The sequence below is a fragment of the Rhodanobacter sp. BL-MT-08 genome, assembly GCF_054161255.1.
The window spans coordinates 3,824,236-3,850,872 of sequence record NZ_CP167872.1; the positions used below are offsets into that span (position 1 = coordinate 3,824,236).

General features: G+C 64.0%; 23 protein-coding genes and 1 tRNA gene. 9 read left to right on the forward strand and 15 right to left on the reverse strand.

Going from position 1 to position 26,637, the window contains the following annotated elements; genetic code table 11:
• Positions 1–49: 49 nt before the first annotated feature.
• The 4 genes from rimK to ACDK93_RS17045 form a co-directional block, all read right to left on the reverse strand.
• Entirely contained in the window at positions 50–931 is an 882-nt protein-coding gene (gene rimK / locus ACDK93_RS17030; RefSeq protein WP_458070187.1) for a 30S ribosomal protein S6--L-glutamate ligase, read from the reverse strand.
• Positions 928–1,395, reverse strand: coding sequence for an ATP-dependent zinc protease family protein (locus ACDK93_RS17035; RefSeq protein ID WP_458070188.1), 468 nt, complete (start codon positions 1,393–1,395; stop codon positions 928–930). The genes rimK and ACDK93_RS17035 overlap by 4 nt, the downstream gene beginning before the upstream one ends.
• Before the next feature lie 191 nt (positions 1,396–1,586).
• Positions 1,587–3,230: a group II intron reverse transcriptase/maturase gene (ltrA, locus tag ACDK93_RS17040; RefSeq protein ID WP_458070189.1), complete on the reverse strand. Its 1,644-nt coding sequence runs from the start codon at positions 3,228–3,230 to the stop codon at positions 1,587–1,589.
• 16 nt (positions 3,231–3,246) lie between these two features.
• Positions 3,247–3,320 (reverse strand) — tRNA-Gly (locus ACDK93_RS17045).
• A 1,156-nt stretch (positions 3,321–4,476) separates the two neighbouring features.
• Between ACDK93_RS17045 and ACDK93_RS17050 the strand changes: the two genes are divergently transcribed.
• The 3 genes from ACDK93_RS17050 (at position 4,477) to ACDK93_RS17060 (ending at position 9,990) form a co-directional block, all read left to right on the forward strand.
• Positions 4,477–6,993, forward strand: a complete 2,517-nt coding sequence (locus ACDK93_RS17050; RefSeq protein WP_458070190.1) for a DUF6600 domain-containing protein — start codon at positions 4,477–4,479, stop codon at positions 6,991–6,993.
• 277 nt (positions 6,994–7,270) lie between these two features.
• Positions 7,271–7,984, forward strand: coding sequence for a tRNA (guanosine(46)-N7)-methyltransferase TrmB (gene trmB, locus ACDK93_RS17055; RefSeq protein WP_458070191.1), 714 nt, complete (start codon positions 7,271–7,273; stop codon positions 7,982–7,984).
• Positions 7,985–8,172: 188 nt separating this feature from the next.
• Positions 8,173–9,990, forward strand: a complete 1,818-nt coding sequence (locus tag ACDK93_RS17060) for an SLC13 family permease (RefSeq protein WP_458072519.1) — start codon at positions 8,173–8,175, stop codon at positions 9,988–9,990.
• 22 nt (positions 9,991–10,012) lie between these two features.
• Here ACDK93_RS17060 and ACDK93_RS17065 read toward each other — a convergent pair whose 3' ends face one another.
• Positions 10,013–10,369, reverse strand: a complete 357-nt coding sequence (locus ACDK93_RS17065) for a Rieske (2Fe-2S) protein (RefSeq protein WP_458070193.1) — start codon at positions 10,367–10,369, stop codon at positions 10,013–10,015.
• Positions 10,370–10,447: 78 nt separating this feature from the next.
• Here ACDK93_RS17065 and ACDK93_RS17070 point away from each other — a divergent pair, with 78 nt between their 5' ends.
• Together ACDK93_RS17070 and yedA are read left to right on the forward strand one after the other, a co-directional pair.
• Entirely contained in the window at positions 10,448–10,723 is a 276-nt protein-coding gene (locus ACDK93_RS17070) for a hypothetical protein (RefSeq protein ID WP_458070195.1), read from the forward strand.
• Positions 10,724–10,853: 130 nt separating this feature from the next.
• Positions 10,854–11,768 (forward strand): drug/metabolite exporter YedA, encoded by a 915-nt coding sequence (gene yedA / locus ACDK93_RS17075; RefSeq protein ID WP_458070196.1) that lies wholly within the window; start codon positions 10,854–10,856, stop codon positions 11,766–11,768.
• Positions 11,769–11,784: 16 nt separating this feature from the next.
• Here the strand turns inward: yedA and ACDK93_RS17080 are convergent, their stop codons facing one another.
• From ACDK93_RS17080 to ACDK93_RS17095, 4 genes are all read right to left on the reverse strand, one after another.
• Positions 11,785–13,107, reverse strand: a complete 1,323-nt coding sequence (locus ACDK93_RS17080; RefSeq protein ID WP_458070198.1) for an ABC transporter permease — start codon at positions 13,105–13,107, stop codon at positions 11,785–11,787.
• Between the two features lie 13 nt (positions 13,108–13,120).
• Positions 13,121–14,284: an ABC transporter permease gene (locus ACDK93_RS17085; protein ID WP_458070200.1), complete on the reverse strand. Its 1,164-nt coding sequence runs from the start codon at positions 14,282–14,284 to the stop codon at positions 13,121–13,123.
• Positions 14,285–14,294: 10 nt separating this feature from the next.
• Positions 14,295–14,981 carry an ABC transporter ATP-binding protein gene (locus ACDK93_RS17090; protein ID WP_458070201.1) on the reverse strand — a complete coding sequence of 229 codons (687 nt, stop codon included), beginning with the start codon at positions 14,979–14,981 and terminating at the stop codon, positions 14,295–14,297.
• A gap of 69 nt (positions 14,982–15,050) precedes the next feature.
• Entirely contained in the window at positions 15,051–16,310 is a 1,260-nt protein-coding gene (locus tag ACDK93_RS17095) for an efflux RND transporter periplasmic adaptor subunit (RefSeq protein ID WP_458070203.1), read from the reverse strand.
• A 272-nt stretch (positions 16,311–16,582) separates the two neighbouring features.
• Here ACDK93_RS17095 and ACDK93_RS17100 point away from each other — a divergent pair, with 272 nt between their 5' ends.
• The 3 genes from ACDK93_RS17100 (at position 16,583) to ACDK93_RS17110 (ending at position 19,357) form a co-directional block, all read left to right on the forward strand.
• The gene (locus ACDK93_RS17100) at positions 16,583–17,269 is read left to right on the forward strand and encodes a fumarylacetoacetate hydrolase family protein (RefSeq protein WP_458070205.1); all 687 of its coding nucleotides are present in this window, start codon (positions 16,583–16,585) and stop codon (positions 17,267–17,269) included.
• Positions 17,270–17,372: 103 nt separating this feature from the next.
• Positions 17,373–17,780, forward strand: a complete 408-nt coding sequence (gene mscL, locus ACDK93_RS17105) for a large-conductance mechanosensitive channel protein MscL (protein WP_458070206.1) — start codon at positions 17,373–17,375, stop codon at positions 17,778–17,780.
• Positions 17,781–17,917: 137 nt separating this feature from the next.
• On the forward strand, positions 17,918–19,357 hold the full coding sequence (locus ACDK93_RS17110; RefSeq protein WP_458070207.1) for a M20/M25/M40 family metallo-hydrolase: 1,440 nt from the start codon (positions 17,918–17,920) through the stop codon (positions 19,355–19,357).
• A 75-nt stretch (positions 19,358–19,432) separates the two neighbouring features.
• On the opposite strand, the gene ACDK93_RS17115 is transcribed toward ACDK93_RS17110, so the two are convergent.
• Positions 19,433–19,897 carry a MarR family winged helix-turn-helix transcriptional regulator gene (locus tag ACDK93_RS17115; protein WP_458070209.1) on the reverse strand — a complete coding sequence of 155 codons (465 nt, stop codon included), beginning with the start codon at positions 19,895–19,897 and terminating at the stop codon, positions 19,433–19,435.
• A 56-nt stretch (positions 19,898–19,953) separates the two neighbouring features.
• Here ACDK93_RS17115 and ACDK93_RS17120 point away from each other — a divergent pair, with 56 nt between their 5' ends.
• Positions 19,954–20,475: an O-acetyl-ADP-ribose deacetylase gene (locus ACDK93_RS17120; RefSeq protein WP_458070210.1), complete on the forward strand. Its 522-nt coding sequence runs from the start codon at positions 19,954–19,956 to the stop codon at positions 20,473–20,475.
• Here ACDK93_RS17120 and ACDK93_RS17125 read toward each other — a convergent pair.
• Genes ACDK93_RS17125 through ACDK93_RS17145 form a run of 5 tightly spaced genes read right to left on the reverse strand, consistent with a single transcriptional unit; the run spans position 20,462 to position 26,630 of the window.
• Complete coding sequence (locus ACDK93_RS17125; protein WP_458070212.1) at positions 20,462–22,162, reverse strand: BatD family protein; 1,701 nt, start codon at positions 22,160–22,162, stop codon at positions 20,462–20,464. The two genes, ACDK93_RS17120 and ACDK93_RS17125, sit on opposite strands and share 14 nt — an antisense overlap.
• A complete protein-coding gene (locus ACDK93_RS17130; protein ID WP_458070213.1) occupies positions 22,162–24,183 on the reverse strand; it encodes a tetratricopeptide repeat protein in 2,022 nt (673 codons plus the stop codon). Before ACDK93_RS17130 ends, ACDK93_RS17125 begins: the two co-directional genes overlap by 1 nt.
• Positions 24,176–25,165: a VWA domain-containing protein gene (locus ACDK93_RS17135; RefSeq protein WP_458070214.1), complete on the reverse strand. Its 990-nt coding sequence runs from the start codon at positions 25,163–25,165 to the stop codon at positions 24,176–24,178. The genes ACDK93_RS17130 and ACDK93_RS17135 overlap by 8 nt, the downstream gene beginning before the upstream one ends.
• Complete coding sequence (locus tag ACDK93_RS17140) at positions 25,162–25,710, reverse strand: DUF4381 domain-containing protein (protein WP_458070216.1); 549 nt, start codon at positions 25,708–25,710, stop codon at positions 25,162–25,164. Before ACDK93_RS17140 ends, ACDK93_RS17135 begins: the two co-directional genes overlap by 4 nt.
• Positions 25,710–26,630, reverse strand: coding sequence for a DUF58 domain-containing protein (locus ACDK93_RS17145; protein ID WP_458070218.1), 921 nt, complete (start codon positions 26,628–26,630; stop codon positions 25,710–25,712). The genes ACDK93_RS17140 and ACDK93_RS17145 overlap by 1 nt, the downstream gene beginning before the upstream one ends.
• Between the last annotated feature and the right edge of the window lie 7 nt (positions 26,631–26,637).

The window sequence follows — 26,637 nt, forward strand, 5'->3', positions numbered from 1 at the left end:
CCATCGCTGCACCGGGACGCTGAGCCACGATTCGAGACGCGCCGCTGCGTCAGCGCTTTGCGGTCTGCTTCTCTAGGTGCCTGATGATCGCCGCAGAAACATCCACGCCGCTGGCCGCTTCAATGCCCTCCAGCCCCGGTGATGCATTGACCTCCAGCAAAAGTGGACCTCGGTTTGAGCGCAGCAGGTCGACGCCCGCGATGCCAAGGCCGAGGGCGCCCGCAGCACGAATAGCGATGCGCTTTTCCTCCGCGCTCAGCTCGGCCTTGATGGCGCTGCCGCCGCGGTGCAAGTTGGCGCGAAATTCGCCGGGGCTGGCGACGCGCTGCATCGCGGCAACGACTTTCTTGCCGACGACGAAGCAGCGCAGGTCGCTGCCCTTGGCTTCGGCGATGAATTCCTGCACCAGAAAATTGGCGTACAGGCCGCGGAAGGCTTCGACCACGCTCTGCGAAGCGCTGCGCTTTTCGGCCAGCACCACGCCGGTGCCCTGGCTGCCTTCGTTGAGCTTGATCACGTGTGGCGGATCGCCCAGCATCGCCAGCACGTCGTTGGTGTCGTCGGGGTTGTCGCCGAATACGGTGACGGGCATGTCCAGGCCTTGCGAGGCGAGTATCTGCAGGCAGCGCAGCTTGTCGCGCGCGCGCAGAACCGCGTCGGAGGGATTGGGCGTGTAGACGCCCATCATCTCGAACTGGCGCAGCACGGCCGTGCCGTAGAAGGTGCTGGACGTGCCGATGCGCGGAATCACCGCATCAACATCGCGCACGTCCTTGCCCTTATAGCGGATGGCGACGTCTTTCGGTGCAATGCGTACATAGCAGCGCAGCGGATCGAGCACGCGCACCACATGGCCGCGTTCGCGCGCCGCTTCGATCAGTCGCCGGGTGGAATACAGGCGAGCGTTGCGCGAGAGAATCGCAATCTTCATGAAAGGTCCGTAGCGATCGAAGCGGATCGTGACTGCGTATAGGAAAGCGCCGGGTCCACCGCAAAGCGCCCCATCAAGGCGCTGCGACCCAGCAGCAGGGGAAACAGCATATGTCGCCGATCGGTGAGGTTGACGTCCACGCCGAAAGACTGCCCGGCCAAGATGACCTGCGTGCGAATAAACCAGCGTTCCGTGCGTCGCCCGCCCGTGTCGGTGACCGCGCGCCGATCCAGCGCAGGCGCTTCGCAGCTGACTTCAAACGGGTGGCGGCGGCGGATGCTCAGCGAAAAGCGCAGCCACATGGCGCCGTGGCGCTGGAACGTCTGCAGCGTATCGACATGCAGCGAGCTGCTGCGTGCACCCGTGTCGAGCTTGGCCTTGAGCAGGCCGATGCCGAGTTCCGGCAGGGCCAACCGCTCGCGCCAGCCCAGGACAATGGGGCCGGACTGGATCAGATCGGTCATCTGGCGGCAGCGTTGCTCGGTGGGGATCGAGTGATGTGGAGCGGGTGAAGGGAATCGAACCCTCGTCAGTAGTCGGGTGGGAAGGTGGCCTCGCGGCCACCCTCCCCCCTAAGAACCGTACGTGAGACTTTCGCCTCATACGGCTCAAGCAGCCGTGAACTCGAACGTCACCCGCTACGCCGAGCGGCAGCCTATCCTTTCATGCCATGTGCATGCAACTGCACGTGACACGTCGGGTGGAGCAACTGCAAGTTGGACGGTCGATCCGAACCTCCGTAAACCCTCCAGACCACGTGATGAACATGCCATCCCGTAGTCTTCGTGATCTTGGCGGCACAAACCGGACAAAGCCCTTCCTGCCGATTCCAAAGCCAAAACAACTTCCTGCGTCCTTGCAGGCTTGACCCCATTCGGCGAGTCATCCGCTCGTCGAAGTAGGCTTCATCCTTGGGATCGTAAGGGTTTGCATCGGACCGCACCTTGATGTAGTTGCCCACGGAAATACTGGACAACCGCACCAGTGGATACTTCTCCGCCTGAAAGAGCCAGTCGCGTGAACCCTTCGAGCGGAAGTACCGCCGTTTGATCCAGCGCTTGCCCTTCGTCGGATGCCGACGCACTGACCAACGCCAGAGCGCTCGCCATATCTGGTGATCCATCCTCGCGAACGAACGGGATGCATGCACGACCCGGTGATAGTTGCCCCAGCCCCGAATCATCGGGTTGAGGGCAAAGATCACGTCGTCTTGCCTTACACCTCGCAGCTCGCGCAGACGACTCCTGAGTTTGGCGTAGAACACCTTTGCGTTTCGCTTCGACGGCACGATGCGCAGGAAGTCCTTTCTAGCGTTCTCCTTGACGTGCTTCTGCACATGCCACCCAAGAAAATCGAACCCTTCCGTCACATGGGTGATCTTCGTTTTCGTCGCCGAGAGTTCTAAACCCCGCTCGGCGAGAAACCCCACGATCAGCGGCTTGACCCGCGTTTCCAGAATCTCTTTCGAGTCCCCGGTCACGATGAAGTCATCCGCATAACGGACAAAGTTGATCTTGGCGCGACGTGGAAGATTGTCTTTCAACAATCGTTCCATGCCATCCAGCACCAGATTCGCCAAGGTCGGAGAGATGATTCCTCCCTGTGGCGTACCGGCGACCGTCGGAAACAACGTGCGACCCTCGACATATCCTGCCTTGAGCCATCCCAACAACACATGCCTGTCCATCGGCACGTGGTGCACCAGCCAATCATGGCTGATGTTGTCGAAACAGCCCTTGATGTCGCCCTCCAGCACCCATTGCGGCGAATGCTTTCTTGCCAGCCCGTTGTGGCACTGGACGATGGCATCCGCTGTTGAACGTCCGGAGCGAAAGCCGTAGGAGTTCAAATCCCCATGGGTCTCCGCGACGGGATCGAGCGCAAGCCAGTACAGCGCTTGCATGGCCCGATCTTTCATCGTCGGAATCCCAAGAGGACGCTTACCCCCGTTGGCTTTCGGGATATGCACCCGTCGGAGCGGTTTCGGACGGTAGCCGCGCGTCTCCAGCGCTGCGATCGCCCTCCCCTTCTCCTTGGGCGTAGACCAAGTAATGCCATCTACGCCCGGGGTCTTACGGCCTTGGTTCTCCGTAACCCGGCGCACCGCGACTGCTTTTGCGGTGGTCGAGCGGACGAGTAACCGTTGCAGGAATCTCACCCTGCGCCAGTCTTCGTCCTTGGCTGCCTTCGCTATGCGGATCTGCAACCTCCTAACACCCTGGAACGTCTCGGCCCACGGGATCGTGTGCCAATCAGTCCAGCGCGTGGAGGCAATATCACCATCGGTGATGGCGTCCATATCAGTCCTCCAGAGTTGGAGCGGGTGAAGGGAATCGAACCCTCGTCAGTTGCTTGGGAAGCAACAGCTCTACCATTGAGCTACACCCGCCCATGACCCTCTGGGGATGGACGACTCCCTTGGTGGGGTTCGTCACCCCATCGGGAGTTGGTTGTCAGACCTGTCTAGCGACAGGCCACCACGCGGAAGTCTGCACCCTTTCGGGTCGGGGCGATCGTTTCATCCCCTATCCCAGCCATTACAGCTAGGCTTTCGCTTCTTCCGCGATCCTGTGCCCGCTAGGCATTCAACACCCCTTGCGGGATGCCTAGTCGGTGCTGAGGCACCGACAGCCTAACGGGGTTTCCACGTTCCGCACAAGTAACAGCACAACGAGGGTTCCATCTTTTCGCCGGAGGTACTGGTATCAGCGCACTTCCACCAAGCAGGGAAGTGACTGACCTCGTCCCATTTTGGGTAGGGCCTATCAGATGTTTTGGCCCGTCTAGCTTGACGACGTTTAGATGATGGTTCGCTTGCGCTAACCCTTGCTGTGCAGCCTAGCGTCTACTCGGATACATCTTCCGAGGTCACGCCAACCCCTCACGGGGCAGACGTACCCGTGAGGGTGACTACATTGTCGGATCGCTCAGCACCGGGCAGTTATCCGCCCCGCACCGATCCTAGGCTACTGATGGCTGAACATCAGGTCAGGTTGAAATGCATGCACTCCACCTGACAATTACTTGCACGGCCTTCGCCGCGAAACATCGTGTTCACGTGTTTCTTGTGGACACGACTCTCCCTTGCTGCGTCCAGACAAAAACAGCCCTGTCTGGAACGACCGGCAATCAGCGCCGGGTACCGCCCCTGTTTACGATGGGGAATCGGCTGCTACAGCAAAGGCGTGTGACTCGCAGCTCGTGTCGCACGCTTGGGAAGCTACAGCTCTACCATTGAGCTACACCCGCGTCGGCCCGACGATGGTAACCCGGGACATGAATGGTAGGAAATACGCGCCGGACGAAAATATCTCCCTGAGCGCGGCAGTCTCACCCCGGTATTCCGCAACAGGCGGTGTAGACCAGAATTAGCGGCCGGCTGAACGGGCCTGGGGGCCGGCGTACAAAGTTACGGACAGACGGTGTCTGCACATGCACATAATTGCGCCAGCAACGCGCGCCGGCTGCAGCACTTAGGTTGGCGAAGCGTACGCCGTTCATGACGCGACCCTGGTCACGTCCCCCTTCAATCGCCGGAGCACCCCATGGAAGTGTTTGCCAACGTACGATGTTCCCTGCGCCGACGCGGGCCGGTGCTGGCGATGGTGTTGTTGTGCATGTTTGCCGGTCTGGCGCGGGCGCAATCCGCAAACGACGACGCCTCCGTCGATCCGCCGACCCGCGTAGCGCGCCTGTCCTTCATCGAGGGCGACCTGGGCTTTCTGCCCGCCGGCGCTGCGGAATGGAGCGATGCAAGCATCAATCGCCCGCTGACCACGGGAGATCGTCTGTCCACGGCGCAGGGTGCCCGCGCGGAACTGGAGCTGGGCGGTGGCACGCTGCGTATTGCCGGTCAGACCGACTTCGGCCTGTTGAATTTGAACGACCAGCTGACCCAGATCGAATTGACCCAGGGCTCGCTCAACATCAGCGTGCGCTCGCTCGACCCGGGCCAGAGTTACGAGATCGACACGCCGACCCTCGCGCTGGTTGTCGATCAGCCAGGCACGTTCCGGGTCGATATCGATGGCAACGGCCAGAGTACGGAAGTGAGCGCGCTGGACGGCAACGCCACGGTCTACGGTGAAAACAGCGCGCAACGTCCGATCAATGCCGGGCACCGGTATCGCTTCGACGACACCGGCCTGGTCAACGGAACGATTGCCGACCTCAGCGGTGGCGATGCGTTCGACGCCTGGTGCAGCAACCGCGATCGCCAGTACGCGCAGTCCACGACGACACAGTATGTGTCGCAGGATGTGGTCGGCTACCAGGACCTCGCGCAGAACGGTGACTGGGATTCGTACAGCGATTACGGCGCCGTCTGGTATCCGTCCAACGTCGACAGCAACTGGGCGCCCTACCAGGACGGCAGCTGGGCCTACATCGCGCCCTGGGGCTGGAGCTGGGTGGACAACGCGCGCTGGGGTTTCGCGCCGTATCACTACGGCCGCTGGGCACACACGCATCGCGGCTGGGGCTGGATTCCCGGGCCAATCGGCGTGCGCCCCGTCTACGCGCCAGCGCTGGTCGCCTTCGTCGGCGGCGGTGCCGACTGGGGTCGCGGCCATGACAGCGGTCGTCCGGGTTATGTCGGTTTGGGTGGTGCCGGACCGATCCACCCGATCGGCTGGTTTCCGCTGGGCCCGGGCGAAATCTACAACCCCTGGTACCGCAGCAGCCGGCGCTATTACGGCAACGTCAATATCACCAATATCCGTGTCATCAACAATAACCGAGGCAGCATCATCAGCCATATCGACACCGAGTACGGCCGCTACCGGAGCGGCTTGCCGGGTCGGGGCGAGCGCTACGTGAATCGAAGCGCTCCGCATGGCTTCACCGCCATTCCCGGCGCAGCATTCAGCGGCGGTCGCAACGTGAAAGGCCAGTTGCTGAAAGTCGATCCACGCGAGGTAGCCAGCGCACCGGTGCTCGCACGCGGATCGACCCCTCACCCCACGCCCGTCAACGTTGCCGGCCCACGCAGTAATCACGCGCGATCCCTGCCGCTGGCCGGATTCCAGCGTGACGTGGTGGCGCGTCAGGCGCCACCGACGGCCGCGTTGCAGCGTGGCGGCCGCGAACCCCGCAGCGCGATGGCCGACATGCAACGTCCCGGCTCGCCGGGCGGCAATATCCGACCGGGATCCCGCGTGCGAGTGCTGAGTCGACACTACGGCAACGGACCCTTGGCCGCACCAGCCGCGGTGATGCCTGCCAACGGCAACCGTGACGTGGCAGCTGGCCCGCGCGCGTTTGGCGCAAGCGCGCTCCCTGTTTCGCGCACTGTTCCGGCGACGTCGAGCCCCGTTGCGAACGCACCGGCCTCGGTGCAACGAGCCCCCGCCGCACAAGTTTCTGCCTCTCACAGCCAACCCTCTGCACAGACTGGCAGGCTTCAGAACCGCGGCGAGCCCAACCATGTGATGCAAGGCCGTTCGGTTGAGTTGCCTTCGGCGCGGTATGCACCTCCGCAAGCTGGCGAGATACCTGGCCGCGTCGTGAATCCACGAGGGACGATACCGTCGCCGCCGACTGTCAGCTATATCGCGGGCGGTAACGACAGCCATTCACGCGTGAGCGATCAACGCGCGCAAACCCTGCCACAGGTACCGCGGATACAGCGCGCTTCCGCGGTCAATCAGCCGTCACCGCAAAACAATCCGCCGCAGCCAAGGTTTCAACGTCCGGAAAACAATCTGGCACCGCGTGATTTCAACCGCGCGCCCCAACCCGCACAACCACTGCAGCAGGTATCTCAACAACAAATGGAGCAGCGCCAACTGCTACAGCAACAGCAGGCGCAACAGATGCAGCTGCAACGTCAGCAGCAACAAATGCAGATACAGCAGCTTCAGCGGGAACAACAGGCGCTGATGCAGCAGCGGCAGCAACAGCAGGCTCAGCTGCAAATGCAGCTGCAAATGCAGCAGCAAAGACAGCAGCAGATGCAGCAAAGGCCTCAGACTCAGATTGCCGCACCAGCCCAACGCGCGGCGCCGCAGCGTGTTGAGCCCAGACAGGCCGAGCGCGCCGCGCGAAGGGACGATCAGCACTGACGCACAGGCTTCGACGCTCATGAAGAAGGCCCGCTGATACCGGGCCTCCCTCCCTCTCGATATGTCGCGCGCGACATGTCGACTGGAAACAGCCGCGCCTCGGCGCGAGCGATGACCACTACACTAGGCAATGGACCCTCCGCCCCGCGCGGTAAACGCGCCGGACCCGTCACTCGCTGCCGATAGCGACCAGGCGGTTTGCGATATTCACAGCCGGCCGCACCTTCACCGGCCACTGAAGGACGCGGACCCTCAACGCCTAACGAGATATCCCGTCATGAGCGACAACGACAACCCTGCCGACGCGCACGCCCCGGACTACATGCGCCGCATCCGCAGCTTCGTGCTGCGCGAAGGCCGCATGACGCCCGCGCAGCAGCATGCATTCGAGGCGCATTGGTCGCGCTACGGCATCGACTACCATGCTGCCGCACACGACTTCCGCGCCAGCTTCGGACGCGAGGCGCCGATCGTGCTGGAAATCGGTTTCGGCAACGGCGAGGCGCTGGCCTGGGCCAGCGAGCACGACCAGACGCGTGATTTCATCGGTATCGAAGTGCATGGTCCCGGCGTCGGCCGGCTGATGAATGCGCTGGCCGCTCGCGATGCCGCCAATGTGCGGTTGTACAAGCACGATGCGGTGGAAGTGCTCGAACACGCGATCGCTCCAGGAACGCTGGCCGAGGCGCGCATCTGGTTTCCCGATCCCTGGCACAAGAAGCGGCACAACAAGCGCCGGCTGATCCAGCCGGCGTTCGTGACCCTGCTCGCGTCGCGCATGGCGCCGAACGGCCTGCTGCACCTCGCTACCGACTGGCAGGCCTATGCCGAACACATGTTCGACGTGATGGAGTCATCGCCCGACTGGCGCAACGACATCGCGCCCGGGGCCTACGCCGAAAAGCCCGAGTGGCGCATCGAGACCCATTTCGAGCGGCGCGGCCTGAAGCTCGGCCATGGCGTGTGGGACCTGCTGTACCGCAAGCGCTGACTCAGCCATTGGTCCGACGGGACCACCCGTGACGTCGATGCACAGCAGTCAGGCTGGCCCGCTTATACTTGCGCGATCCACCCAGGGACGAATCGACGCAGCGTGAAGCATCCACTGCACTCTCCTATCGAACGTTGCCAGCCACCCTCGCGGAACGCCAGCCAGTGGGAATGACGCTCACCCCCGACATGATGCTGGTGCTCGGCCTGGTGGGCTTCACCATGCTGATGCTGGTGCTGGAGTGGATTCGGGCCGACATGGTGGCGCTGCTGGTGGTGGTGACCATCGGCCTGACCGGATTGATTCCCTCCGAACGGGTATTCAACGGCTTCGCCGGCAACGCGGTGATCGCGATCATCGCCATCATGATCATGGGCGAAGGCCTCGACCGCGCCGGCGTGCTCAACCTTACCGCACGGTTCGTGATGCGCATGGCGGGCGGTGTGGAATCGCGCCTGGGTGTGGTGATCAACATGGTCACCAGTCTGTTCAGCGCCGTGATCCCCAGCCAGGCGCTGGCGGCGCTGATGATTCCGGTCAGCAGCCGCCTGTCCGCGCGCACCGGCGTGCCGCTGTCACGGCTGCTGCTGCCGATGGCGTTCTGTATTCTCACCGCCACCAACACCACGCTGATCGCCAACTCGCCGCTGATCGTGCTGAACGATCTGATCGCCAGCGCCAACGCCAACCTGCTGCCGGGCGCGCACACGATTCCGAAATTCGGCCTGTTCAGCGTGACGCCGGTCGGCCTGTCGCTGGCGGTGGTGGGCGTGCTGTATTTCTATTTCTTCGGCCGCAAGCTGCTGCCCGGCCACGAGGACGAGCGACTCAAGGTCACGCCGGGCCGCACCGAAAGCTATTTTGCGGAAACCTATGGCATCGGTGGCGAAACGGCCGAGCTCACCGTCACCGCGGAAAGCCCGCTGGTCGGCATGAGCATCGGCGAAGTGGAGCAGCTGCACGACTCGCCGATGATTCTGGCGATCAAGAGCGGCAATGACGCGCGCATGGCGCCGCCGGTCGATCACGTGATCTGGGTCGGATCGGTGCTCGGCGTGCTCGGGCCGCGCGAACAGCTGACCGAGTTCGCCAACAACCAGCTGTGCCGCCTGTCGACACGGATGCGTCAGCTCGGCGAGCTGTTCAACCCGACCCGCGCCGGTATTTCCGAGGTGGTGATCCCGCCGAGTTCGCGTTTCATCAAGCAGACCATCGGCGACCTGCGTCTGCGCAAGCGCTTCGGCATTTCGGTGCTGGCGGTGACGCGCGGCGACCAGGTATTCCGCGATGACGTGCGGGCGGTCACGCTGCGCGCCGGCGACACCATGGTGTTGCACAGCAACTGGCGCGATCTGTCACTGGCCTCGGAAGACAAGGACCTCGTCGTCGTCACCGACATTCCCAAGGAAGAGCAGCGCCCCGGCAAGATCTGGCAGGCGGTAGGCTTTTTCGTGATGGCCAAATGCCTGGCCCTGTTTACCCAGCTCGATCTGTCGGTCGCCATGATGACCGGCGCCATCGGCATGCTGCTGACCGGCGTGTTGAACATGGACGAGGCGTACAAGGCGATCAACTGGAAGACCATCTTCGTCACCGCCTGCCTGATTCCCCTGGGCTGGTCGATGGATTCCACCGGCACGGCAGCATGGGTGGCGCAGGAGGTGCTGCAGCACCTCGGCGGCCACTCGCACTGGCTGCTGCAGCTGGCGCTGGCCATTCTCACCCTGCTGTTTTCGCAGGTGATGTCCAACGTCGGCGCCACGGTGATGATGGTACCGGTGGCGATCAGCGTGGCCGTGGCCACCGGCGGCAATCCGTCGGCGTACGCGCTGATCGTGGCGGTGTCGTCCTCGAATACCTTCCTGCTCAGCTCCGGCCACCCGGCCCTGATGATGGTCACCGGACCGGGCGGTTATCGCAGCCGGGACTTCCTGCGCGTCGGTGTGCCGCTGACCTTTATCGTGCTGGTCGTGACGTTGCTGGCGATCAACCTGATGTTTCATTGATCGCACAGACCACTCTGCTTGCTCACGCCAGAAAAATGTCGCCGGCGTGCACGCGCACCGCGATGGAGCGAAGCGATTCGCCCTTGCACGGTCCGCCGATGCAAAGGCCGTTCGTCTGATCGAAACTGGCGCCATGCACGGCGCAGATCAGCGTGCCCTTGCTGAGAAGAAACTGTCCGGGCGCGTAATCGAGCTGGCGCCCGGCGTGCGGGCAGATGTTGAGATAGGCGCACACTTCTTCGCCTCGCCGCAGCAGGATGATATTTTCCTCACCGTCCGCGAGCATGACGCCAACTGACGTGGCACCGCCGTCGGGAACGTCGTGCAACGCGCAAAGCGCATGCCCCGAAGGGGAAACGTCGGAAGTCACTGTATCCATCGGCACTTGTCTCGCGGGCGCGTTAGCGGCATGGTTATCGTCGTAAGTTGTTGATTTTACCACACGGATTTTTAACACATGCCATTTTCACTGCCCTCCATGCGCCATCCGCGCAACCCGCTGGCCCGCATTCTCTCGCTGCTGATCGGTATCGCGGTAATCGGCGTAATGCTGGTTTTTGGACTGGTGGTTGCCGGCGTGCTGCTGGTCGGCGGCGTGGTGCTGCTGGCCTTGCGCCGACCGACGCAGGGCGGCGCACGCGTCGCTTCAACGGCGGCCGATCGTGCGCGCAAGTCCGATGTTCTGGAAGGCGAATTCGTGGTGGTACAGCGCGGGCGCAGCGCAACACAGTAAGCAACGGCCGGATCAAGCACGCCGGTCGCGCGCAGACAAATCACGATCGCGCTCACCGGGACGGATAAGGCTCGCTGCCGCGGGCCTGCTCGCGGATAATTCGCGCTTCCACTTTTTGGCCTCCGCTCCCATGTCCGATGGCTTCGCCCCCGTTTCGGCCGATGCGCCGCGGTCGCTCACTGACCCGCGCCTGCTGATTCCACTGTCGCTGTTTGCGCTGTACATCATCTGGGGCTCGACCTATCTGGCGATCCGCTATGCGCTGGAAAGCTACCCGCCGTTCCTGCTGGCCGGCGTGCGCTTTCTGATCGCCGGCGTGCTGCTGTTCGGCTTTTTGCGGCTTCGCGGCGTCGCCGCGCCGAGCAGGCGGCAGTGGCGCAATGCCGCGATCACCGGCGTGCTGTTGCTGGGCTTTGGCAATGGCATGGTCTGTTTCGCCGAGCAGCGCGTGAGTTCGGGTATCGCTGCGGTCGCGGTGGCCAGCATGCCGCTGTTTGCCGCGCTGTTTTCCAGCCTGTACGGCGAACGGCCGACGCCGCGCGAGGGCGTGGGCCTGGCGATCGGTTTTATCGGCGTGGTGGTGTTGAATCTCGGCAACGGGCTGTCCGCTTCGCGCCTTGGCGCCGCTGCGCTGCTGCTGGCGGCGATGTGCTGGGCGCTGGGCTCGGTATGGAGCAAACGTCAGGACATGCCGAAGGGCCCGATGAATACCGCCGCGCAGATGCTGTGCGCCAGCGTGGCGCTGATCACTGTCGCCCTGAGCGCTGGCGAACGACTGCCCGCGCGCCCGAGCGTGCACGCCACCCTGGCGGTGGCATACCTGATCGTGTTCGGCTCCATCATCGCGTTCAGCGCGTATCTCTACGTGCTCAAGCACGTGCGCCCGGCGCTGGCGACCAGCTATGCCTACGTCAATCCGCCGGTCGCCGTGCTGTTCGGCCTGCTGCTGGTGGGCGAACGCGTGGGGCCGTACGACCTTGCCGGGATGGCGATCATCCTGCTCGGTGTCGGCGTGATCACGCTGGCGCGGCAGCGCCGGACCTAAGCAAGACGCGTTGCCATCAAAGCTCGCGCAGCGCCGTCGTCACCGGTAAGCGCGCCGCGCGTACGGCCGGAAACACGCCGCCGACAAAACCGATCGCCATCGCCCATTGAATACCGGTCCACAGCAGCTGCGGCGATACCTTGAACTGGAACACCACCTGGCTGAAGCTCGAACCCAAGGTTGAAGCGGTGTAACCGTTGAAGAGCAGCCAGGTAATCAACCCGCCGAGCGCGCCGCCGATCAGCGCCAGCAGCATCGTCTCCAGCAGAACCGATACCACCACCGGCACGCCGCGAAAGCCGATCGCACGCAGCGTGGCAATCTCTCGCGCCCGCGTCGAGACGGCGGCGAACATGGTGTTGAGCGCCCCGAAAATCGCCCCGATCGCCATGATCATGCCGACCGTGATGCCCACGATGCGAATCACCTTGGTCAGGCCCTCGGACTGCTTACTGAAATACTCGCGCGTGGTACTCACGTCCACCTTCAGCCGCGGATCGCTGACCAGCGCTGCCTTGAAGGTATCGAAGGCCTGCGGCGACACCAGCCGCACTGTCACCGACTGCGCGCTCGCGCCGCGACGATAAGCCGAAGCCACCGTCTGCATATCGCCCCACAATTCCGAATCGTGCGAATCGCCGGAGGCGAACGTGCCGACCACCGTCCACTGCTGACCGGCCAGCCGCAGCTGTTTGCCCACCTCCAGCCCGGCGAACTGATGCTGCGCGCCCTGCCCGACCACCAGCTCGCGCAAGCCCGGCGTAAAGCGTCGACCCTGCGTCATACGCACATTCGGACGCAGCGCCCAGGCCTCCTCGCCGACACCACGAATCTGCACATTGGCATCGACGCTGGGGTCACTTTTCTTCGGTAGATTCACCACCACCGACAGCTCGGCCGAGGCCACCGGCTCGCCCTTCGGGCCACGCGCCACGCCGGGCGCCTGTTCGATCACGCTGATGTTGTCGCGTTCGAGCACCGAATTGAGTTCGGCGCTGGAGCCTCCGCGCAGCACGATGGCCGTGTCGTTGCTGCCCGTCTGCTGCAGCGTCGCGGCGAAACCGTCGCTCATCGCCAGCATGGCCACCAGCACGGCGACGACGCCGGCGATGCCGATTACGATGACCGAGGACGCACCAATGCGCTGGCCCAGAGTGCTGATGCCCACGCCGGTGACCGACAGCGTCTGCCGTCCACGCCGGGTCAGCACCAGCCAGAGCAGCAGCAGCAACGCCAGCGCACCAACGAGCAGCGGCGTGAGCTGGACCCAGATCACCAGCACGATCGCCAGCAGCGCCAGCAGACCGAAATTGCCGAGAAACGATTTGAATTTACGCATGATCGGAAGCTCCTCAGCGGCCCGCCAGGGCGTCGACAATATTCAGGCGCATGGCGCGAATCGCCGGCAGCGCGCCGACCACCAGGCCGATGATGACCATCAGCCCCACGCCCATCGCCCAGCTGGCGCCGCCCACGGATGGCAGGTTGAGCATGCCGCCACTGCCCTTGCTGACTATCGGCGCCAGCAGCGCGGCCAAGCTCAGCCCGATGACGCCGCCGAGCACCAGCAGCATCACCGATTCGGCCAGCACCATCGCCAGCACGCTGTTGCTGGAGAAACCGATTGTCTTCAGCACGGCCAGCTCGGAGGTCCGCTCGCGTACTGCCTGCGTCATTGTGTTGGCGGTCAGCAGAATCAGGGTGAAGAAGACCGCGCCCATGATGGCGCTGACGATCAGCCCGATATCGCCGAGCTGCTTGGCGAACGAGGCGCTGAACGCCTGCTCGGTCTGCGTCTTGGTCTCGTGGTCGGAGTTTTCCGAAAGCGCATCGATCGCCTTCGACACGCGATCGCCTTGCGACGCGTCCTGCAGCCGATCGATATACCAGCCCATTTCATGACGCGTATAGAGGCTGGCCTCGTCGAAATATTTCCAGTGCAGCAGAAAAAGCTGATCCATACCGTTGGCCGCATCGGCATCCACCGAATAGACGCCGACGATGTCGAAGGCCCAGGTCTTGTCGCCGTTTTTCTGCGGAAAGATGGTGGATTGCAGCGGAATCTTGTCGCCCACTTTCCAGCCGTATTTTTTCGCCAGCGTCGGCCCGATCACCACGCCCGTGCGCGAGCTGTCGAAGGCCTTGCGCAGCTCCGGCGTCAGATGAATTTCCGGATAGACGTCCAGATAGTTGGGACTCACGGCATAACTGAAAACAAAATTCTTCGGGTCCTGATAAATGCCGCCGAACCAGTTGGCATAGGCCACATCGCGTACGCCCGAAATGCCCGATATCCGCGACTGCAACGCCTGCGGCAGCGACTGGATGATGGAATAGCGCGACGAGGTGATCAGTCGATCGACGCCGACCAGACTCTTGCTGCCGCTGTCGAAAGCGGTACGCACGGCGTCAAGCATGCCGAACAGCAGAAACGCGGTAACGATCGACACCAGAGTCAGGATCGTGCGGGTCTTGCGCCGGAACAGCGCGGCCCAGATCAGATGAAAGTATTTCATCGTCCTCTCCTCATGCCGTCGCGGGTGTGACGAGCGTGCCCTTGTCCAGATGCAGGGTATGACTAGCGTATTCGGCGGCCTTCGGATCGTGCGTGACCATCACGATAGTCTTGCCGTGTTCGCGATTGAGCTGCTGCAAAAGTCCCAGCACGTCTTCGGCCGACTGGCGATCGAGATCGCCGGTGGGCTCATCGCAAACCAGCAGCGTGGGGTCGGAAACGATGGCGCGGGCGATGGCCACGCGCTGCTGCTGACCGCCGGACAGTTCGCTTGGCTTGTGCGAGCCACGGTCGGCCAGGCCGACCAGCTGCAGTGCGATCGCCGCATTCTTGCGACGCTGTGCGCCGGACAGCCGGGTCAGCAGCAGCGGCAGCTCCACGTTGCGCTGCGCCGACAGCATCGGCATCAGGTTGTAGAACTGGAAGACGAAGCCGACGTTGGACGCGCGCCACCTTGCCAGCGCGCCGCCGCCGAGCTGATCGATACGCTGGCCGCCAACGGTGATGCTGCCGGCGGTCGGCGTATCGAGCCCGCCGATCAGATTCAGCAAGGTCGTCTTACCGGAGCCCGACGGCCCCATCAGCGCCAGAAAGTCGCCCTCGGCAATCGCCAGGTTGACGTGGTGCAGCACTTCGACTTTCTGCTTGCCACGCTCGTAAACCTTGGCCAGATCCCTGATGTCAATCAATGTGCTCATGCTGGTTCTCCCGATGAGTGCTGATGTGTTTTCTGCTGCCGTTCGCGAAGTGCGGTCCGCGCGATGAAACTACGGTGATGCCGGTTTGATCTGGACGTCCGACCCGTCGCGCAAGTCCGGCGGCGGAGCGATAACGACGCTGTCGCCCACGGCTACCTCGGCCGGTACCAGGCGCAGATCGCCATACGTCTGCGCCGCCGGTATCACGACGCGCTGCTGCGCCCTGGCGTGATCGGACGCGACATGAGTCAACACAAAAACCACGCTGCGCCCGTCGCGCTGCACGATGGCCGTGGCTGGAACCAGTACGCCCTGCGGCGCTTGCGCGGTAGTCTTAGGCTTGACGTCGAGAAACGACACCCGCACGCCCATGTCGGGCACGATGCGAACGTCTTTTTGCTCCAGCGCCACGCGCACTTTGATCGTCGCCTTGCCGCGATCAGCAGTGGGCACGATGGCGATGACGTGCGCGGGAATCTTCCAGTCGGGGTACGCGTCGAGCACCGCCTCGGCCGGCATGTTCGCCTTCACCTTGCCGATATAGGCCTCGTTGACGTCGACATCGACTTCCAGCGAATCCATGTCGACGATGGTGCCGATGCCGGTGCGGGTGAAGCCGCCGCCGGCAGAAAACGGCGAGATGATTTCGCCGACCTGCGCGTCCTTGGTGGTGATCACGCCATCGAACGGCGCGCGCACCACGCAGTAGTCGAAGTTGACCTGCGCCTCGGTCACCTGGGCATCGGCCGACACCGCCTGACGCTGTTGCGATAATAGCTGCGAGCGCGTGCTGTCGGCCAGCGTGCGCGCCTGCTCGGCCAGCTGCGTCGCGACCAGCCCCTGAGCCGCCAGACCCTTCTCGCGATCGGCATCGCGCAGGTTCTGCGCCAGCTGCGACTGGTACTGCGCAACGAGCGCATGCGCTGCACCGGCGGCGGCTTTCGACGAGTCGAGCGCGGCGCGATAGCCGCTGTCGTCCAGACGCGCCAGCACCTGATCCTTTTTGACGCGATCGCCTTCCTCGATCAGTACGTCGGTCAGCGTGCCAGTGATCTGCGCCGATACGGTGGCCTGACGCCGTGCGGTGACATAGCCGGTCGCCTGCAGCACGGCACCGGCTTCGCTGTCGTTGGCCGGCGACACCGCGACTGCCGTCTGCACGACGATCGGCCGATGACCGAACAGCATCCACCCGGCACCGCCGAGCAGCGCCAGCACGATGACGATCGCGACAATCATCCACGGCCAGCGGCCCGGACCGTGATTTCCATGGTCCTCGCGCTGGCTGCGATCGATGCGCAGCTCCTTCAATAGATCCGCGTTACTCACCCTGACTCCCGAGTCCGACATGGCCGGCCGCTTGTTGCATGCGGGCCGCCTGAGTGCGCGCCCCTCGCATGCAAGATTGACTGATCGCTCTCCCGACGATCAGGGTGCAGCATCAGCCATCGTCGATGACAGATGTCATGCGTCCGGCGCCATGCTGTTCGTCCGATCGGCTCATTGTTTCCCCGTGCGCGATTATGCCCCTTCCAGGCGGCAGCGCCATATTGCACTGCGATCACACGACGTCATCGATCGGGTTTGTTACGCTTGTCGTCATGAAAACAATCATTCCCTCCCCTGCAACAGCCAGCTTGCCGATCGTCGGCAGCGATCAACGCTTTCCCGTACGGCGCATTTTCTGCATCGGCCGCAACTACGCCGACCATGCCAAGGAAATGGGCTCGAGCGTGGACAAGACCGCGCCGATCTTTTTCTGCAAGCCGGCCGATGCCATCGTCAGCGACGGTGCCGACGTGCCGTATCCGCAGGCCACCAACGATCTGCATCACGAAGTGGAAATGGTGGTGGCGCTCGGCAGCGGCGGGCGCGATCTTTCGCCGGAGCAGTCGTCGGCCCTGATCTGGGGTTACGGCATCGGCCTGGACCTCACCCGTCGCGATCTGCAGGCGCAGGCGAAAGCCAAGGGCAATCCCTGGGATACCGGCAAGGCGTTCGATCATTCGGCGCCGGTGTCCGCGTTGCGTGCGGCGGCCGACGTGCGCGTGGATGCGCAGACGACGCTGCAACTGCACGTCAACGGCAGCCGACGTCAGCACACGACGCTGGGCGAAATGGTCCACAGCGTGCCGGAAATCATCGCGGCGCTGTCCCATCTGTTCGAGTTGAAAGCGGGCGACCTGATCTTTACCGGCACCCCGGCCGGCGTGGCGGCGCTGCAGCGCGGCGACAGGTTTCATGCCGAGCTGCAGGGCGTTGCCGAACTCAGCGGCCGCATCGTTTAGCGTCACCAAGAACCGCCGGCATCACCAGGCAACCTGCTAAGGTCGATTCGAAACAATCAGAGAAGGCCTCTCATCGAGGCCGCCAACCCGGGGAGAAGCAGACATGAGCATGCTCAAGGAATTCAAAGAATTCGCCATGCGTGGCAACGTGATCGATCTGGCCGTCGGTGTGGTCATCGGTGCCGCCTTCGGCAAGATCGTAACCTCGCTGGTCGATCAGATCATCATGCCGCTGATCGGCATGGTCACCGGCGGCGTCGATTTTTCCGACATGAAGTGGGTGCTCAAGCCGGCCGATGCCAGCAACCCCGCGCACAAGGTGGCGGAAGTTGCGGTGCAGTACGGCGCCTTCATCAACACGCTGATCCAGTTCGTCATCATTGCGTTCGCGATCTTTCTGGTGGTCAAGGCGATCAACAAGCTCACCCGCCGGCAGCCCGCCGCTCCCGCCGCACCGCCGGCCGACGTGGTGCTGCTGACGGAAATTCGCGATCTGCTGAAGTCGAAGTAAGGGCGGAAACGGGGAACGCTGCTCCGTTTTTCGTTTCACGAATCCGTGCCTGTTTCTCTTTCTCCGACGGGTGCCGGTCTCGCGGCAGTTTTTCTTTCCCCCTCTCACATTCTCCGTTCTCCATTCGGAACCTCACCATGCCCCGTTTTCCCCTCACGCTTCTCGCTGCCAGCCTGCTGCTTGCGGGTGTCGGCCAAGCCTGTGCCGCCGACACCCGTATTACCGATGCGGCCGTAAAGACGGCCGAACAGCTGCGCGACAAGGCGCTGAATGACGACACCGGCTACAAGATCATCAGCTCGCTCACCACCGAAGTCGGCCCGCGTATTGCCGGCGGCGTCAACGACGAGCGCGCCCGTACCTGGGCAATAGCCAAGTTCAAGGAACTCGGTTACGACAAGGTCTATACCGAAGCGGTGACGTATCCGCTGTGGCAGCGTCGCAGCGAGCGCGGCGCCATCGTGGCGCCGTTTCCGCAGACGCTGGCGCTCACCGCGCTGGGCTTCTCGGCCGGCACCCCCGCCGGCGGCCTTACCGCCGATGTGATCAGGTTCGATAGCCTGGAGGCATTGAAAGCCGCCGACCCGGCCAGCGTGAAAGGCAAGATCGTCTACATCGGCTTCCGCATGACCCGTCAAAAGGACGGGCACTATTACGGCATGGGCTCGGCGATTCGTACCGGCGGCCCGGCCATCGCATCGAGCAAGGGCGCGGCGGGTTTCATCCTGCGTTCGGCCGGCACCGACGAGCACAGCCGCACGCCGCATACCGGCGTCACCATTTTCACGGATCCAGCGCAGGCCATTCCTGCGGCGGCCCTGTCCAACCCCGATGCCGATCAGCTCGAACGCGTGCTCGCCTACGGCAAGCCGGTGAGCGTGCGGCTCGACCTGGACTGCGGCATTACCGGGACTTTCACCGGCGCCAACGTCATCGGCGAGATCACCGGCCGCAAGCATCCCAAGCAGATCGTCGACATCGGCGGTCATCTGGATTCCTGGGATCTGGGCACCGGCGCGATCGACGACGGCGCCGGCGTGGCCATCGCCATGGCCGCCGGCAAGCTGATCCATGATCTGCCGCAGCGGCCGGACCGCACCGTGCGCGTAATCGCATTCGCCAACGAGGAGATGGGTTTGTACGGCGGCATTGCCTACGCCAACAAGCATGCCGACGACGTTGCCAATCATCAGCTCGGCACCGAGTCCGACTTCGGCTCGGGCCCGGTGTGGCGCATGACCGCCAGCGTAAAACCCGAGGCACGTGCTGCAATCGCGCAAATCGCCGGCGTGCTGGCGCCGCTCTGCGTGGCGTATGACCAGACGCATCCCGGCGGCGGCGGATCGGACCTGTCGCAGATGCACGCCAAGGGCATGGCTGCGCTGTCGCTGACCCAAGACGGCACCATGTACTTCGACTACCACCACAACGCCAACGACACGCTGGACAAGATCGATCCGAAGGAGCTCGCACAAAACGTCGCCGTGTATGCGGCCTATGCGTATATGGCTGCCGAGGCCAAGGGTGATTTCGGCTCCGCGCCGGGTGCCTTCAAGAACGACGGCGCCGGCGAATAAATCCACCCGCACTAAAAAACGGCCCTCGGGCCGTTTTTTTATTAATGCTTGCTCAGGCACGCCTTCTTACGCGCGCTATAAGGACTCTGTCGCTGTGGCGGTCTCATTCTGTTCGAGCGCCAGCAGGTTTTCCTTGATCCGGGTGATCACCGCCAGCGCGCTTTCCAGCTCGTCGATGGTGATATTGACGGTGGCGTCCTTGCGCAGGCCACGACCGATGACCTCCATATCGTCGACCACGCTGCGCGCCTGCTCGGTGATGTGCAGTCGCCACGCGCGCCGGTCCGATGGATCAGGCCGCCGCTCGACGAAGCCGGCGGCCTGCAGCCGATCGATCACGCGTCCCACGGCGATCGGCTCCATTTCCAGAAAGTCGGCCAGTTCGGTTTGCCGCAGGCCGTCACGCAAATTCAGCACCTTCACCGCACGCCACTGCGCGCGGGTCAGGCCGAATTTCGACGCACGCCGATCGAAGTGTTTGCGAACGAGCAAAGTCACATCGCTCAGCAGGTAGCCAAAGGAGATATCTTCAATCTTCATAAGCTTTTGCCACTCCGGCCGTGATCGAAGCATAAGACGCCACCCTACCTGAAGCCATGCCGATCGCCACTATCACCGCCGACATCACGCGATTGCACGTGGATGCCATCGTCAACGCTGCCGCTCCGGCCTTGCTAGGCGGCGGGGGCGTCGACGGCGCCATTCATCGCGCAGCCGGACCGGCCCTGCTGCAGGCCTGCCGCGCGCTGCCAGAGGTCCGACCAGGGGTACGCTGCCCGACCGGCGAGGCGCGCATCACACCCGGCTTCGAACTGCCAGCACGCTACGTGATTCACACGGTCGGCCCGATCTGGCGCAGCGGCGACAACGGCGAAGCGCTTCTTCTGAGCCAGTGCTATCGCCACTCGTTGCATAAGGTGCGCGAGTACGGCTTGCGCAGCATGGCGTTTCCGGCGATCAGCTGCGGCGTTTACGGTTACCCCGCCGAACTCGCCGCGCCGATCGCCGTCGCCGCCTTGTGCGAGGAGCTGGCTGACAACGCGTCTATCGACGTGATCCTGTGTTGTTACAGCGACACCATGCAGGCGATATTCCAGCGCGCGCTCAATGCAGCTTGAACGGATACAGCGGTGGAAGATCGCTGGCCTCTTCGCCACGGCCATCGACTCGCCAGACAAAGCCCTTTTTGAATTCCTCCGCGAGGTTGGAATCGCCTGACGGCGACGAGGCGCCGGCGTAATGCCGCTGCTGCAGGCGTGCGATCGCCACACGCTGCGCCTCGTCGCCGAGCAGCCCGCTCAGATCACCCAGATGCTGGATGGCAGGACGTTCCGCCCTCGCCCAGGCCAGCAGGCTGCGCACCTGTGCGGTCGTATCGCTGCCGTGGGCGGCGGCGAGAAACGCACGCTGCCGTTCGCGCGCGGATGCATTCGCATTCTCTGCGGCCGGTGGCCGCGGCAAAGATCGGCGGCGGCCGCTGCGCAACAACAGCCAGGCCAGCATGCTGAGCAGCCACAGAGCGATGCTGCCGAGGGCGATCCAGCGCCAGGGCGTATCCGTCGACGACGCCGTAACCGGGGTTGACGCAGCGGCCGAAACGACTGTTGAAGCTTCTGCAGGTCTCGCCGTCTGGACGTCCGAACCACCAACAGCTGGCAGCACGGTGAAGCTGTGCGCCGGAATCTGTGCAACCTCCATGTGATCCGTGAGCACGTCCCACCATTTCAGCGTCGTTGCCGGTATCGTCAATGTGCCGGCACGATTGGGCACGACGGCGAAAGCCTCCTGCCGCTGGCCGACGATCCACGGCCCGTCAGTGCGACCTGCCGTCGTCGGCTTGTCCGGATACACGGTGGCTCCGTCCAGAGGCGGCAGACTCAGCGCCGGCAGCGTCTCTGCCGGCAGGCCGGTCGCCTGCAGATTCATCGTCAGATTCAGCGGCTGGCCGACGCGTACGGGGCTCTGTGCGTCGGGCAAGCCATCAAGCGTCAGCGTCAGCTGGCGCGCCGGCAGCCAGGCCGTACCGCCCCAGTCGGCCGGCGTCGGCTTCACATCGATTGCCACCGGCGGCGCGCTCGCCGTCACGGGCTTGCGTGCGCCGAAGAAGCTGTCCGGGTCGGACGGATCCATCGCAACGCCCTGAAAGTTCACTGCGGGGATCTCGACATGACCGGCACGCTGCGGCACTACCGCATAGCGCCGCTCCAGCACGTGGTACTGCCGACCGCCGCGCTCGACCGAATAGTTGGTGTCGTCGCCGATCTTGTTGAACTGCAGGCCGTTGAGCTGCGGCGCCTCGAGCGAGCCGTCGCTGATGCTGGTGGCAAAAAACAGCCGCACGACATAGCTCAACTGCTGCCCGACGTAGGCTTGGTTCGGTTCGATCTGCGACTCCATGAAAACGTCGCCATGTGCCGCGGCAGCGTTCGCAGGGCTTGCGGCCGTCACCTGAACCTGCAGCGGCGCGGTCTGGCTGCCGCCAATGGCGAGCGATGGAATCTGCAGGGTTCCGGTATGTCGCGGGCGCAGCACGACGCCGAGAATCAACTCGGACGTTGCAGCACCGTTGACGACGCTGACGCTGCTGTTTTGCGACGTGCCGAGCATATCGAAATCGTTGCCGAGCACGCTGAGATCGGGCATCGCGATATTGCCCACGTCGCCCTGAATATGCAGGTTCAAGGTCACCGTTTCGCCCAGCGCCACGGTGCTGCGATCGAGCGTCGCCTGCACTTCGGCGGCGTTGGCGAACGCGGGTATCAGCAACAGGGCAAGCAGGCACCATGCAATAAGTCGTCGATGCATCACGGCTGATCATCCTCGTTCGGCACGCCACCGTGGCGCTGCTCGTATTCCAGCTGAAATTTCCGCCGCAGCAGCGCGCCGGGATCATCCGGAACCCGCTGAATCGCCTGGCGCAGATCGGCCGGCAGCTTGGCATTGGGATCGTCTTTCGACATCTCGCCCAGCTGGTGCGTGGCCGGCGGCTTTTGCTGCGATTCTTTTTGCTGACCGGCGAGCGCCTGATCCATCTGCTTCTGCAAAGCCTGCTGCGCCTTGTCGGCGCTGGCCTTTTGTTCGGCCTGCTGCTGCGGCGTCAGCGGCTTGGGCGGTTCGGATGCCTGATCATTCGTCGACGAATTTTTCCCAGGCTGATCCTGTTGGGATGGATTGTGTTTCGACGGATCGGATGCGTCGGGTTTGGATGGATCTTGCGACGGCTGCTTCTGCGTATCCCCCTGACCGCTCTGTCCCGGTTTATCCGATGGCTTGCCGGCATCCGGCGACGGCTTGTCGTTCGGCTTTTGCGAAGGATCGGACTTCCCATCCTTGCCCTGCTCGCCGGGCTTGGGCTGATCTTTGCCCTCGCCGTTTTGCTGATTTTTCGAGTTCGACGAATCCTGCTTATTCTGATCCTTGTTCTGCTGGTTCTGGCCCTGCTGCTTCTGATCCTGCGGCTTTTGCTGTTTCAGCCAGTCCTGCACCGCCTTCAGATTGGCTGCCGCGTCGGCGTTGGCAGGATCGGCTTTCAACGCCTGCTTGTACGCGTCGATGGCCTCGTTGTATTGCCCCTGCTTCGCCAGCGCATTGCCGCGGTTGTACGCCGCGTCGCTGCCGGGCAGGGTTTGCAAGGTTTTTGCAGCGGCGGCGTAATCCGCCGCGCGATAATCCGCCGCGCCGCGCCATGCCGGATCACGCGCGAGCTGCTGCGCCTGCTTTGCCGAGCCGCCCTGGCGCAGGGTCTGCGCGGCCCGCTGATCCGGGCGCTGCCACAGATCGTGCCAGTCGGTCGCGTCGGCGCGACCGGGCAAGAGCGGCAGCAGGATCAGCGGCAGCAGCAAAAGCCAGCCGCGACGAAACCCGAGCGCTACCACCAGCAGCAGCGGCAGCAGCAGCCACGGGCCCCTGTCCTGCCATTCGTCACCGAGTTGACCTGCCGCCTCTGCCGACGGCCCGGCGCGCAGTTCACTTTTCAAGGCGTCGATATCGGCAGCGTCCGTCGTCATCAGCGCGTAGCGTCCACCGCCGGCAGCTGCAAGCGCGTTGAGCGCGGCATCGTCGCGACGGGCCAGAACAATCTGATTCTGCTCGTCGCGCAAAAATCCGCCGTTTGCCTGCGGTATGGGGCCGCCCTGCAAGGTGCCCACCCCGAGCACCGATACGCGCACGCCAGCGGCGTGGGCGACGCGCGCGGCAGCTTCCGCCGACGCGTCGGACTGATCGGTGATCAGCACCAGCGAACCGCCCGACACGTTCGCATCGTGAATCAGCGCCGCACCGCGCTGAATCGCTGCCGCGGCGTTGTCGCCATCCACCGGCATGGTGTCCGGGCTCATCGCGTTGAGCAGGTCGCCGAGGCTGTCCGCATCGGAAGTCAGCGGCGCCACCACGAACGCTTCGCCGGCGTAGCCGATGAGCCCGTTCAGCCCATCGCGATTGCTCGCCAGCAGGTCGTGCGCCTTGTACCGCGCGCGATCCAGCCGGCTGGGCGTGACGTCACGCGAGAGCATGTGCTGCGACAGCGATATCGCCAACACTTGCGCCGCGCGATGGGCGTACAGCGGCTGCGCGACGCGATTCCAGGTCGGGCCGGCCAATGCCAGCGCGCAGAGCGTCCAGCCCAGAACGAACAATCCCGATGGCGCATAACGATTGGCCGGCTGACCACGCAGCAGATACGGCAAGAGCTCGGCATCGACCAGGCGGGAAAGCTCGATTGGCGTCGCGCGCCGCCGCACACCCCAACAAAACAGCAGCGGCAGCGCGACGAGCGCGATCAGCCACATCGGCTGAAGAAAATGGAACTGCTTGAGCGCCTCAGTCATGCGGGGCACTCCGCGTGCCAGCGAATTGTCGCGGCACGATGGCGATCAGCAGCAGCACAATCGCGGCACCCAGCGGCCAACGGAACAGCTCCCGCCTGGGCCGCAGCGTCGGGCCGTGCTGTGGCATCGGCTCCAGCGCATCGATGGCGCGATACGCGTCGGCGAGCGCGCGGCTGTCGGTGGCGCGGAAGAAACGTCCGCCGGTTTCTGTGGCAATGCTGGTCAGCATATCGGCATCGAGATCCGCCGACGGGTTGACCATCTGGCTGCCGAAAAATCCCTGCACCCGCATCTGATCGGCACCGATGCCGATGGTGTAGATCCGCACGCCGGCCGCCTTGGCGGCGCGTGCCGCTTCACGCGGTGCAATGCTGCCGGCGTTGTTGACGCCATCGGTGAGCAGCACCAGCACACGCGCCTGCTGCGGCAGCGCGGAGAGGCGTTTCACGGCAACGGCAATCGCATCACCAATCGCCGTTTCGGTACCGGCAAGGCCGACGGTAGAGCCTTCCAACTGTGCGCGCACGGCGGACAAATCGAACGTGAGTGGCGTCACCAGAAATGCCTGCGTGCCGAACAGGATCAAGCCCATTTCATCACCGCGGCGGCGGCTGATGAAGTCACCGGCAATGGCCTCCACGGCGCCGAAGCGGCTGACCGGCTGACCGGCCAGATTCATATCCTCGGTGCGCATGCTGCCGGATAGATCCAGAGCCAGCATCAGCGCGCGCCCGCTGTGCTGCTGCGCCTGCGGCGGCCCGATCCACTGCGGCCGCGCGGCCGCCGCGAGCAGGCACAGCCACGCGAGTCCCAGCAGCCATGGCCCGACACGATGCGCCGGTTGGCTGCCAACCTGTGCCAGTCGAACGCCCGGCTGCGGCAGGTGCAGCGCCTGCCCCGGCGCTACCGGTCGCATCCAGCGCCACAGCAGCCACGGCAGGGGCAGCAGCACGACAATCCATGGCCAGGCGAAGGTCGTCATGCGCGCGCCCCTCCCCTGGCTTGCGAATTTCTGTCGCGCTTCCATTTGCCCGGCTGCAGGGCCAGTCGCAGCCACTGTCGAACAGCGGCAGATGCCGCGGCCTGATCGAATGACGAGGGCGCGCGATACATCACCTGCTCCAGTGCCACCAGTTGATCCAGCGCCGTGACATCGACCGGCACGCGGGACAGCGTCTCCCGCCACGCCTGGCCGCGCAGGTTCGAGGCCCGCGCATCATGTCGACGGGCGACGCGTCGCAGGAGCTGGTGCATGCCGCTTGCAAGGATCGCGGGATTTCCGTCCCTGGCGTACTGCTGCTCCAGGGCATCGAGTTCGGCCAGCACGCGTCCGCGCTGCCGGACCTTTTTGCGATAACGGCGCAGAATCGATACGCCGATCAAAAGGGTGGCAATCACTAGGGCCGCGAGAATCCACCATCCTGGCGCCGGGGGCCACCACGACGGATCGGATGGCAGGTGGATGTCGCGCAGAGTTGGACCCTGCGCTGCGGCCGCGCTGGACGATGGGGCGGGCAGGCCCTGCATCACGCCGACCTCCGCGCGCCAAGTACGCCGGCCACTGCGTCGAACGGATCGGCAGCGGTGTCGGCAGTGCGCCAACGCAAGCCCAGGGATTTTGCCAATTCACCGAGTTGGGCGGGACCCGCGCCGACGGCGCGCTGAAAATCGCGGCGCTGACGTTCGGATTGCAGCACCACGTCCTCGCGCGCGCCGCCCTGTTCCAGCGGATAGCGACCCGGCGGTACCAGCGCCAGCTCCATCGCGTCCGCGACGACCAGAACACTCACTGCGGCGTGTCGACTGAGATCGAGAAGGCACTGCCGCGACATTGCATCCGCGCAAAAACCGTCGCTGACAAGCAGCACGCGGCTGGCGCCGTGCTGCAGACGATTTGCGCGCATCAGGGCGTCGCTGAGCGACTCCTTCCGATCGGACTCCTGGCGACAATCCCATTCGGCCAGGGCGCCGCAGACCGCTAGCGCGCCGCGCGGCCCGGCGACGGGACGCAAGAGCGCATCAATCCGTCCAAATGCCATCACCCCGACCCGCTCACCGGCGCGTGCGGCATACCATGCCGCGCAAGCCGCCAACCTCGCCGCCTGCACGCACTTGAAGCGCACACGTGTGCCAAAGCGCATGGCGTCATGTGTATCGACCAGAATCAGCAGCGAGCCTTCGCGATCTTCCTGAAAGAGCTTGGTATGCAGCTTGCCGCTGCGCGCGGTCAGCCGCCAGTCCAGCCGGCGTACATCGTCGCCAGCCTGGTAAACGCGGGATTCCGCATAGTCCATACCGCGGCCGTACAGACGGCTGGACTGCTGACCGCTGCGTGCTGCACGGCTGACCAGCGGCGCGAGCTTGGCGCGCCCAACCCGCGCGCGTAACGCGATCAACTCGGCCAGTGAAACCCCGGTGCGACCATCGCCATCACCTGATTGCGGCATCACGACG

Bases quoted from the DNA above. Each gene is read 5' to 3' on its own strand.
- rimK (WP_458070187.1), bottom strand. From the start codon at position 931: ATGAAGATTGCGATTCTCTCGCGCAACGCTCGCCTGTATTCCACCCGG.
- ACDK93_RS17035 (WP_458070188.1), bottom strand. From the start codon at position 1,395: ATGACCGATCTGATCCAGTCCGGCCCCATTGTCCTGGGCTGGCGCGAG.
- ltrA (WP_458070189.1), bottom strand. From the start codon at position 3,230: ATGGACGCCATCACCGATGGTGATATTGCCTCCACGCGCTGGACTGAT.
- ACDK93_RS17050 (WP_458070190.1), top strand. From the start codon at position 4,477: ATGGAAGTGTTTGCCAACGTACGATGTTCCCTGCGCCGACGCGGGCCG.
- trmB (WP_458070191.1), top strand. From the start codon at position 7,271: ATGAGCGACAACGACAACCCTGCCGACGCGCACGCCCCGGACTACATG.
- ACDK93_RS17060 (WP_458072519.1), top strand. From the start codon at position 8,173: ATGATGCTGGTGCTCGGCCTGGTGGGCTTCACCATGCTGATGCTGGTG.
- ACDK93_RS17065 (WP_458070193.1), bottom strand. From the start codon at position 10,369: ATGGATACAGTGACTTCCGACGTTTCCCCTTCGGGGCATGCGCTTTGC.
- ACDK93_RS17070 (WP_458070195.1), top strand. From the start codon at position 10,448: ATGCCATTTTCACTGCCCTCCATGCGCCATCCGCGCAACCCGCTGGCC.
- yedA (WP_458070196.1), top strand. From the start codon at position 10,854: ATGTCCGATGGCTTCGCCCCCGTTTCGGCCGATGCGCCGCGGTCGCTC.
- ACDK93_RS17080 (WP_458070198.1), bottom strand. From the start codon at position 13,107: ATGCGTAAATTCAAATCGTTTCTCGGCAATTTCGGTCTGCTGGCGCTG.
- ACDK93_RS17085 (WP_458070200.1), bottom strand. From the start codon at position 14,284: ATGAAATACTTTCATCTGATCTGGGCCGCGCTGTTCCGGCGCAAGACC.
- ACDK93_RS17090 (WP_458070201.1), bottom strand. From the start codon at position 14,981: ATGAGCACATTGATTGACATCAGGGATCTGGCCAAGGTTTACGAGCGT.
- ACDK93_RS17100 (WP_458070205.1), top strand. From the start codon at position 16,583: ATGAAAACAATCATTCCCTCCCCTGCAACAGCCAGCTTGCCGATCGTC.
- mscL (WP_458070206.1), top strand. From the start codon at position 17,373: ATGAGCATGCTCAAGGAATTCAAAGAATTCGCCATGCGTGGCAACGTG.
- ACDK93_RS17110 (WP_458070207.1), top strand. From the start codon at position 17,918: ATGCCCCGTTTTCCCCTCACGCTTCTCGCTGCCAGCCTGCTGCTTGCG.
- ACDK93_RS17115 (WP_458070209.1), bottom strand. From the start codon at position 19,897: ATGAAGATTGAAGATATCTCCTTTGGCTACCTGCTGAGCGATGTGACT.
- ACDK93_RS17120 (WP_458070210.1), top strand. From the start codon at position 19,954: ATGCCGATCGCCACTATCACCGCCGACATCACGCGATTGCACGTGGAT.
- ACDK93_RS17125 (WP_458070212.1), bottom strand. From the start codon at position 22,162: ATGCATCGACGACTTATTGCATGGTGCCTGCTTGCCCTGTTGCTGATA.
- ACDK93_RS17130 (WP_458070213.1), bottom strand. From the start codon at position 24,183: ATGACTGAGGCGCTCAAGCAGTTCCATTTTCTTCAGCCGATGTGGCTG.
- ACDK93_RS17135 (WP_458070214.1), bottom strand. From the start codon at position 25,165: ATGACGACCTTCGCCTGGCCATGGATTGTCGTGCTGCTGCCCCTGCCG.
- ACDK93_RS17140 (WP_458070216.1), bottom strand. From the start codon at position 25,710: ATGCAGGGCCTGCCCGCCCCATCGTCCAGCGCGGCCGCAGCGCAGGGT.
- ACDK93_RS17145 (WP_458070218.1), bottom strand. From the start codon at position 26,630: ATGCCGCAATCAGGTGATGGCGATGGTCGCACCGGGGTTTCACTGGCC.